Below are 8537 nucleotides of genomic sequence, written 5' to 3'. Positions count from 1 at the left end.
AGCCCACCCTGCTCGCCCCCACGGCCCCCGCCACGACCGAGCTGCCGCACGAACTCGTCGTCGAACTGACCGAAGAGCTGAGCCGGACCGCCGACACCACGGCCCGGTCCCTGGGCGTCACCCTCAACACGCTCGTCCAGGGCGCCTGGGGCGTGCTGCTGGGCCGCCTGACCGGCCGCACCGACGTGGTCTTCGGTCAGACCGTCTCCGTCCGCCCGCCCGAACTGCCGAACATCGCCTCCATGGTGGGCTTCTGCATCAACACCGTCCCCACACGGGTGCGTTGGGACGACGGCGGCACGGTCGCCGAACTGCTCACCGGCCTCCAGGACCGGCAGACGGGCCTGCTGGCACACCAGCACCTCGGCCTCGCCGACATCCGGCGCGCCACCGGCACCGGCGGCGAACCCGGCGAACTCTTCGACACGTTGCTCGCGTTCGAGAACCACCCCGTCTCGACCGGCACCGACCCCACCGGAATCACCCAGCTCACCGGCCGGGACGCCACCCACTACCCGCTCACTCTCGCCGTCCTGCCCGCGCACCGTCTGGCACTACGGCTCTCCTACCGCCCCGACCTCCACGACGAGGAGGGTGCCCGCACCCTCCTGGACCGCTTCGCCGTGACGCTGGAAGCACTCGTCGCGGACCCGTCGCGCAGGGTCCACGAGGTGGAGGTACTGCTGCCCCGGGAACGCGAGCGGTTGCTGACAGAGGGGCTGACAGAGGAGCCCGCCGCCGAGACCTCGACGGCGGCCACCCTGCCCGAGCTGTTCGCCCGTCAGGCCGCCCGTACCCCCGACGCGACGGCCGTGGTGCACGACGGCACCCGCCTCACCTACGCCGAACTCGACGCCCGCGCCGACCGGCTGGCCCGGGTGCTCGCCGCACACGGCGCGGGCCCGGAGCGGCTGGTGGCCCTCGCGCTGCCCCGCTCCGCCGACCTGGTGGTGGCCGTACTCGCCGTGCTCAGGACCGGCGCCGCGTACCTGCCGATGGACCCCGAGTACCCGGCGGACCGGCTCGCCTTCATGCTGGCCGACTCGGCACCCGTGCTGCTGGTGACGACCGGGCGGACGGCCCCGGACCTGCCCGCCTCGGACGTCCCCGTGCTCACACTGGACGAGCCGCTCCCCGAAGCGCCCCCCGTCGCGGTGCAGATGACGGGTAATCACCTCGCCTACGTCATCTACACCTCCGGCTCCACGGGCCGGCCCAAGGGCGTCGCCGTACCGCACCGCAATGTGATCCGGCTGTTCGAGTCGACCCGGCACTGGTTCGACTTCGGCCCCGACGACGTGTGGACGCTGTTCCACTCCTACGCCTTCGACTTCTCGGTCTGGGAGCTGTGGGGCGCGCTGCTGCACGGCGGCACGCTCGTGGTCGTGCCGTTCGCGGTGAGCCGCGAACCCGAGGAGTTCCTGCGGCTGCTCACGCGGGAACGGGTCACGGTGCTGAACCAGACCCCGTCGGCGTTCGGGCAACTGCTGCGCGCTGACGCGGAACTGCCCGCCGTCGCGGAGCGGCTGACGCTTCGTTACATCGTCTTCGGCGGCGAGGCACTCGATCCCGCCCATGTCGCCGAGTGGTACACGCGCCACCCACAGGACAGCCCCGTCCTGGTGAACATGTACGGCATCACCGAGACGACCGTCCACGTCACGGGGCTTCCACTGACCGCGGGCGGCACGAGCGGGATCGGGCGGCCCATCCCGGACCTGCGTGCCCACGTCCTGGACCCCGGCCTGCGGCTCGTGCCCCCGGGCGTCACCGGCGAGCTCTATGTGGCCGGGGCAGGTCTGGCGCGCGGATACCTGGGGCGGCCCGGCCTGACGGCGGACCGGTTCGTCGCGGCTCCCTTCGGTGCGCCCGGCGAGCGCATGTACCGGACGGGCGACCTGGCGCGCTGGTCGGCCTCGGGTGAACTGGAGTACGTGGGCCGGGCCGACCACCAGGTCAAGATCCGGGGCTTCCGCATCGAACTCGGTGAGGTCGAGGCGGCGCTCGCCGCGCACCCCGAGGTGGCGCGGTCGGTCGTCCTCGTGCGGGACGGACGGCTGGTCGGGTACGTCGTCCCCGCGGAGCCCTCCCGCGCTCCCGACACGGCGGCCGTACGGAGCCGGGCGGCCCGGGTGCTGCCCGACCACATGGTGCCCTCGGCGGTCGTCGTCCTGGACCGGCTGCCGCTGACCGCCAACGGCAAGCTGGACCGCGCCGCCCTGCCCGCCCCCGCCGCAACGGGGGCCGGGACCGCGGGCCGGGCCCCGCGGACCCCGCAGGAGGAGATCCTGCGCGGTCTGTTCGCCGACGTCCTCGGCCTCGACGCGCACCGCGTGGGCGCCGACGACGGCTTCTTCGACCTCGGCGGCGACTCCCTGCTCGCCATGCGCCTCGCCGACCGGATCAGGGGCGCGCTCGGCACCGCGCTGCCCGTACGCGCGGTCTTCGAGACCCCGACACCGGCCGGGCTCGCGACCCGGGCGAGCGAGGCGGAGGACGCACGGCGCCCCGAACTCGGCGGCCGGGACCCGCGACCGGAGCCGCTCCCGCTGTCGTACGCCCAGCAGCGCCTGTGGTTCATGAGCCGCCTCGACGGCGGCCACACCACCTACACCGTGCCCTGGGCCCTGCGCCTGACCGGGCCCCTCGACCGCGAGGCCCTGAAGGCCGCCCTCACCGACGTCGTCGCCCGCCACGAACCGCTGCGTACGCTCTGCCCGGACTTCCAGGGCACCCCGTACCAGCGGATCCTGGACCCGGAGGAAGCCCGCCCCGAGCTGGCCGTCGTCCCGGCCACCGAGGCGCGGCTGCCCGCCCTGCTCACCGCCGCCGCCGGTCACCGCTTCGACCTCGCCACCGACCTCCCCCTGCGCGCCACCCTGTACGCACTCGGCGCCGACACCCACGTCCTGCTGCTGCTCGCCCACCACATCGCCGTGGACGGCTGGTCCATGGCACCGCTCATGCGCGACCTGGAGACCGCCTACGCGGCCCGATCCGCGGGGCACGCGCCGCAGTGGCGCCCGCTGCCCGTCCAGTACGCCGACTTCGCGTGCCACCAGCGCGATCTGCTCGGCACCGAGAGCGAACCGACGGAACTGATGTCCCGCCAGATCGCTTACTGGAAGGAGGCATTGAGCGGCGCGCCCGAGGAACTGCCCCTCCCGGCCGACCGTCCGCGGCCCGCCGAACCCAGTGGCCGAGGCGACCGTGCCGCCGTGGCCCTCGACGCGGAGCTCCACGCCCAGCTCGCCGATCTCGCCGCGTCCTCGCGCGTCACGCTCTTCATGGTGCTCCAGGCAGGGCTCGGCGCCCTGTTGACCCGGCTCGGCTCCGGCACCGACATCCCCATCGGCACACCGGTCGCCGGCCGGACCGACAGCAGGCTGGACGATATCGTCGGGTTCTTCGTCAACAGCCTCACCCTGCGCACCGACACGTCCGGCAACCCCACCTTCCGTGAACTCCTGCACCGCGTACGGGACTTCGACCTCGCCGCCTACGCCCACCAGGACGTTCCGTTCGACCTCCTCGTGGACGCGCTCAGCCCCGAGCGCTCCCTCGCCCGCCACCCCCTGTTCCAGGTCATGCTGGCCTTCACCGGCCACACCACCGAGCCCGGACTGTCCCTGCCCGGCCTGGGCGTCGGCCGTGAGCCCGTGGAGACCGGCACCGCCCGCTTCGACCTCTCCCTGTACCTCACCGAGCACCGCCACGACGACGGTTCTCCGGCGGGCATCGACGGCGTCGCCGAGTACGGCACCGACCTGTTCGACCCGGACACGGCGCTGCGGCTCGCCCGACAGCTCGTACGTCTCCTGACCGCCGTCGCCGCCGACCCCGACCGGCGCCTCGGCGACGTCGACCTCCTCGACGCGGAAGAACGAGGGCGGCTCGACGAGTGGAACGCCACGTCCGGAGATGTGCCCCCGGCCTCCCTCGCCGAACTGTTCCGTGAGCAGGCCCGGCGGACCCCGGGCGCCCCGGCGCTGAACGAGCTGTCGTACGCCGAACTGGACGCGCAGGCCAGCCGGTTGGCGCGCGTCCTCGCCGGGCGCGGCCTCGGTCCGGGGGATGTGGTGGCCGTGACGCTGCCGCGCTCCGCGGACCGGATCGTCGCGGTCCTGGCGGTGGCGCTGACCGGTGCGGCCTTCCTGCCCGTGGACCCCGGTCTGCCCCGCGAGCGGATCGACTACCTGCTCGGGGACGCCCAGCCGTCGTACGTCCTCGACGACGTCACCGTGCTCGACGACACCACCGCGGACGGCGCGCCGGGCGAGCTGCCGACGGCGTACGACCCGGCGCAGGCCGCGTACGTCATCCACACCTCCGGCTCCACGGGCGTGCCCAAGGGCGTCGTCGTCGAGAACCGGGGGCTCGCCGCCCTGGCGCGCACCCAGATCGAACGCTTCGGCCTCGGCCCGGACTCCCGGGTGCTGCAGTTCTCCGCGCCCGGGTTCGACGCGTCCGTGATGGAGCTGCTGATGGCGTTCGCCTCGGGCGGGACGCTGGTGGTGCCGACGGAGGACGCGCCGTTGGTCGGCGAGGTCCTGCGACGGGCTCTCACCGACGGGCGGATCACGCATGCCCTGATTCCGCCCGCCGCGCTCGCGACGCTCCCCACCACCGACACCGTCGACTTCTCCGAACTCCGGACCCTGGTCGTCGGCGCGGAGGCATGCGCGGGCGAGCTGGTGGCCCGCTGGGCACCTGGCAGGCGTATGGCCAACGCCTACGGCCCGACCGAGTCGACCGTGTGCGCCACGATCAGCGTGCCCCTCTCCGGCGACCAGGCCCCGCCCATCGGGCGGCCCGTCATGGACACACGCGCCCACGTGCTGGACGCCTGGCTGCGGCCGGTCCCGCCCGGAGTGGTGGGGGAGTTGTACCTCGCCGGCGCGGGCGTGGCCCGTGGCTATCTGGGGCGTCCGGGGCTGACGGCGGGGCGGTTCGTGGCGGACCCGTTCAGCGGCTCCGGTGAACGCATGTACCGGACGGGCGACCTGGCGCGCTGGTCGGCCGAGGGCGAGCTGGAGTACGTGGGCCGGGCCGACGACCAGGTCAAGATCCGGGGCTTCCGCATCGAGCCCGGCGAGATCGAGGCCGTACTGGCCCGGCACCAGGACGTGGCCCACGCGGCCGTGGTCGTACGGGAGGACGAGCCCGGACAGCGACGGCTGGTCGCGTACGTCGTGCCGGACGCCCCCGGCGCTCAGCCCGACCCGTCGGCGCTGCGGCAGCACGCCGAGCGGACGCTGCCGGACTACATGGTGCCCTCGGCCGTCGTCACCCTCGACACCCTCCCGCTGACCCCGAACGGGAAACTCGACCGCAAGGCACTGCCCGCACCCGCCGCGCCCACCACGGCGCCCGCAGGACGGGAACCCTCGTCTCCCGCCGAGCGCGTCCTCGCCGGCCTCTTCCGTGACCTCCTCCGGCTGCCCGACGTCCCGCTCGACCAGGGCTTCTTCGCCCTCGGCGGGGACAGCATCGCCTCGATCCGGCTGGTGAGCCGGGCGGCGGAGGCAGGAGTGGTGATCAGCCCGCGGGACGTCTTCGAGCAGCAGACGGTGGCCGGACTCGCGGCCGTGGCCCGAGGGCCGGTGGCAGCGGGAGGCAGCGAGCGCGAAGGCGAGCACGAAGAGGGCGAAGTCGAGGATGGTGGAGCTGGGGCGCTGCCCCTGACCCCCGTGATGCGGTGGCTACTGGAGCGCGGCGGGCCCATCGATCGGCTCAGCCAGTCCGTCCTTCTGACGGTTCCGGCCGGTGCCGGGCTGCCACGGCTCACCGAAGCCCTGCAAGCTGTGATCGACCACCACGCCATGCTCCGTGCCCGGCTCACCCCCGCCGCTGAACTCGACGTCAGCCCGGTCGGCCGGGTGCGGGCCGCGGACCTGCTCGACCGTCGTGACGTGGCCGGGACCGGCGATCTGAGCGGAGCCGGGACCGGCGACCTGCGCGAGGCCGTGGCGGAGGAGTCCGAGCGCGTGCTGGGCCTGCTCGACCCCGCTGCCGGGGTGATGCTGCGCGCCGTGTGGTTCGACGCCGGGCCGGACCGCCCGGGGCGTCTGCTGCTCGTCGTCCACCACCTGTCCGTGGACGGGGTGTCCTGGCGGATCCTCGTGCCCGATCTGGAGGCCGCGTGGGCCGCGGTCGCCCAAGGGCGCGTCCCGAAACTCCCGCCGGTCGGCACGTCGTTCCGCCGCTGGTCCGGCCTGCTCGGCGAGGAGGCCCGCAGGCCCGCGCGGATGGCCGAGGCCGACCTGTGGCACCGTACGCTCGCAGCCCCGCGCACACCGCTGGGAGCCCGCCCTCTCGACCCCGCCCGGGACACCGCCGCCACCACGCGCTCGCTCCGCCTCACCCTGCCGTCCGACGTGACCGGGCCGCTGCTCACCACCGTCCCCTCCGCGTTCGGCACCGGCACGCAGGACGTCCTCCTCACGGGCCTCGCGCTGGCCCTCGCCGGGCGGCAGGGCTCCCCGCACGTCCTCGTGGACGTCGAGGGACACGGCCGCGAGGAACTGGCGCCCGGGCTCGACCTGTCCCGCACGGTCGGCTGGTTCACGTCGCTGTACCCGGTCCACATCGGCCTGGAGGGCATCGACCTCGCCGAGGCACTGGCCGGAGGACCCGCCGCCGAGACCGCGGTCCGGCGCGTCGGGGAGCGGCTGCGGCAACTGCCGGACCACGGCATCGGGTTCGGCCTGCTGCGCCACCTCAACCCGGACACGGCCCACCGCCTTGCCGAGCCGCCCGCCCCCGGGATCGGCTTCAACTACCTGGGCCGGTTCACCGCCCCGGACGGGTCCGGCACCACCCCGTGGACCTTCGCCCCCGAGTCCTCGTCCCTGGGCGCCGGATCCGACCCCGGCCTGGCCGCCGCCCACGCGCTCGACGTCAACGCGGTCGTCCACGACTCCGACACCGGTCCCTGCCTGGTGGGCGACTGGTCCTGGTCCGAGGGCGTCCTGACCGCGACGGAGGTCCACGCCCTCGCCGACGGCTGGCGCGCGGCCCTCACCGCGCTCGTCTCCCGGGCCGAGGGCTCCTCAGGAGGCGGACCGGAGACCCTCGCGCTGTCCCAGGACGAACTCGACGAACTCGCCGCCGGCCTCGATGCCTGACCCGACCGAAGGAGACGGTGAGAACGCCATGACGGCGACACAACCGGCGCAGGTCGACGTCCTGCCGCTGACCCCGCTTCAGGAGGGCCTCCTCTTCCACGCCCTGTACGAGCACGAACAGGACGCCCAGGACGTCTACCTGGTCCAACTGGTCTTCGAACTCGACGGCACCGTGGACGCCGCCCGGCTGCGCGCCGCCGCCCAGGCCCTGCTGGACCGCCACCCCACCCTCCGGGCGGCCTTCCGGCGCCGCCGGGGCGGCCAGCCGGTGCAGGTCGTGCCGCGCCGCGCCGTACTGCCGTGGACCGAGACCGACCTGACCGGTCCGGACCCCGACAGCGACAGCGACACAGGCACAGGCACCGACACCGGCATCGAGGCGGCGTGGGCCCGTCTGCTGGACGAGGACCGGGAGCGCGGCTTCGACCCCGCCACCCCGCCGCTGATCCGCTGCACGCTGGCCCGCACGGGCCAGGGCCGGCACCGTCTCCTCGTCACCCACCACCACATCCTGCTCGACGGCTGGTCGGTCTCCGTCCTCCTGCGCGAACTCCTCGCGCTGTACGAGGCCGGGGGCGACCCCGCCGCACTGCCGCCGGCCCCGCCCTACCGCACCTTCCTGGACTGGCTGGGCCGCCGGGACCGTACCGCCGCCGAGACCGCCTGGCGGGAGGCGCTGGCCGCGGTCGCGGAACCGACACGCCTGGCCCCGCACGCCCCGGACGGCCGGAGCTCGGGCGAACTCGCCCAGGCCCGGACCGAGTTGCCGGCCCGGACCGGCGAAGCCCTGACCACCCTGGCCCGCGACCTGGGCGTCACCGCGAACACACTCGTCCAGACCGCCTGGGCGATCCTGCTGAGCCGCACGACCGGGAACGACGACATCGTCTTCGGCGCCACCGTCTCCGGCCGCCCGGCCGAACTGCCCGGCGTCGAGTCGATGGTCGGCCTGTTCATCAACACCGTGCCCACCCGTGTCCGGCTGCGCCCCGACGAGCCCCTGAGCGGTCTGCTGCGGCGCGTGCAGGCGGGGTACGTCCGCCTCCTCGACCACCATCACCTCGGGCTCGCCGACATCCAGCGGGCGGTGGGCGTACCGGAACTCTTCGACACGCTCGTCGTCTTCGAGAACTACCCGATGGACGAGGCGGCGACGAACCGGGGCGACGGGCTTCAGGTCGTCGGCACGGGCGGCCGCGACGCCACCCACTATCCCGTGACCCTGGTGGCGCTCCCCGGCCCCCGGCCCCGCTTCCGGCTGGCCTACCGGCCCGACCTGTTCGACGCCGACTGGGCCCACGCCACCCTCGACCGGCTCGTACGGCTCCTGGAGACCATGGCGGCCGACCCGGAACTCCCGCTCGGCAGGCTCGGACTCGCCGCGCGCGACGACGAACACCGGGACCCCAC

2 protein-coding genes and 2 pseudogenes are annotated in these 8537 nt (G+C 74.2%); all 4 read left to right on the top strand.

The window, feature by feature from the left end; all coding sequences use genetic code 11:
• Positions 1-8: 8 nt before the first annotated feature.
• A pseudogene (locus FNH08_RS51140) lies at positions 9-5264 on the top strand (amino acid adenylation domain-containing protein); the annotation flags it as partial.
• A 180-nt stretch (positions 5265-5444) separates the two neighbouring features.
• Positions 5445-5543 (top strand): annotated as a pseudogene (locus tag FNH08_RS54180) (phosphopantetheine-binding protein); the annotation flags it as partial.
• A 150-nt stretch (positions 5544-5693) separates the two neighbouring features.
• A complete protein-coding gene (locus FNH08_RS54175; RefSeq protein WP_407704530.1) occupies positions 5694-7127 on the top strand; it encodes a condensation domain-containing protein in 1434 nt (477 codons plus the stop codon).
• Positions 7128-7155: 28 nt separating this feature from the next.
• Positions 7156-8537, top strand: a 1382-nt coding sequence (locus FNH08_RS37335) for a condensation domain-containing protein (protein ID WP_228034587.1), incomplete at its 3' end; no start/stop codon positions are given.

Source organism: Streptomyces spongiae (genome assembly GCF_009377185.1).
In the GTDB taxonomy this organism is placed as follows: Bacteria; Actinomycetota; Actinomycetes; order Streptomycetales; family Streptomycetaceae; genus Streptomyces; species Streptomyces spongiae.
The sequence above is the reverse complement of the archived record's forward strand: the minus strand, read 5'-3'. Positions and strand labels throughout refer to the sequence as shown.

Bases quoted from the DNA above. Each gene is read 5' to 3' on its own strand.
- FNH08_RS54175 (WP_407704530.1), top strand. From the start codon at position 5,694: ATGCGGTGGCTACTGGAGCGCGGCGGGCCCATCGATCGGCTCAGCCAG.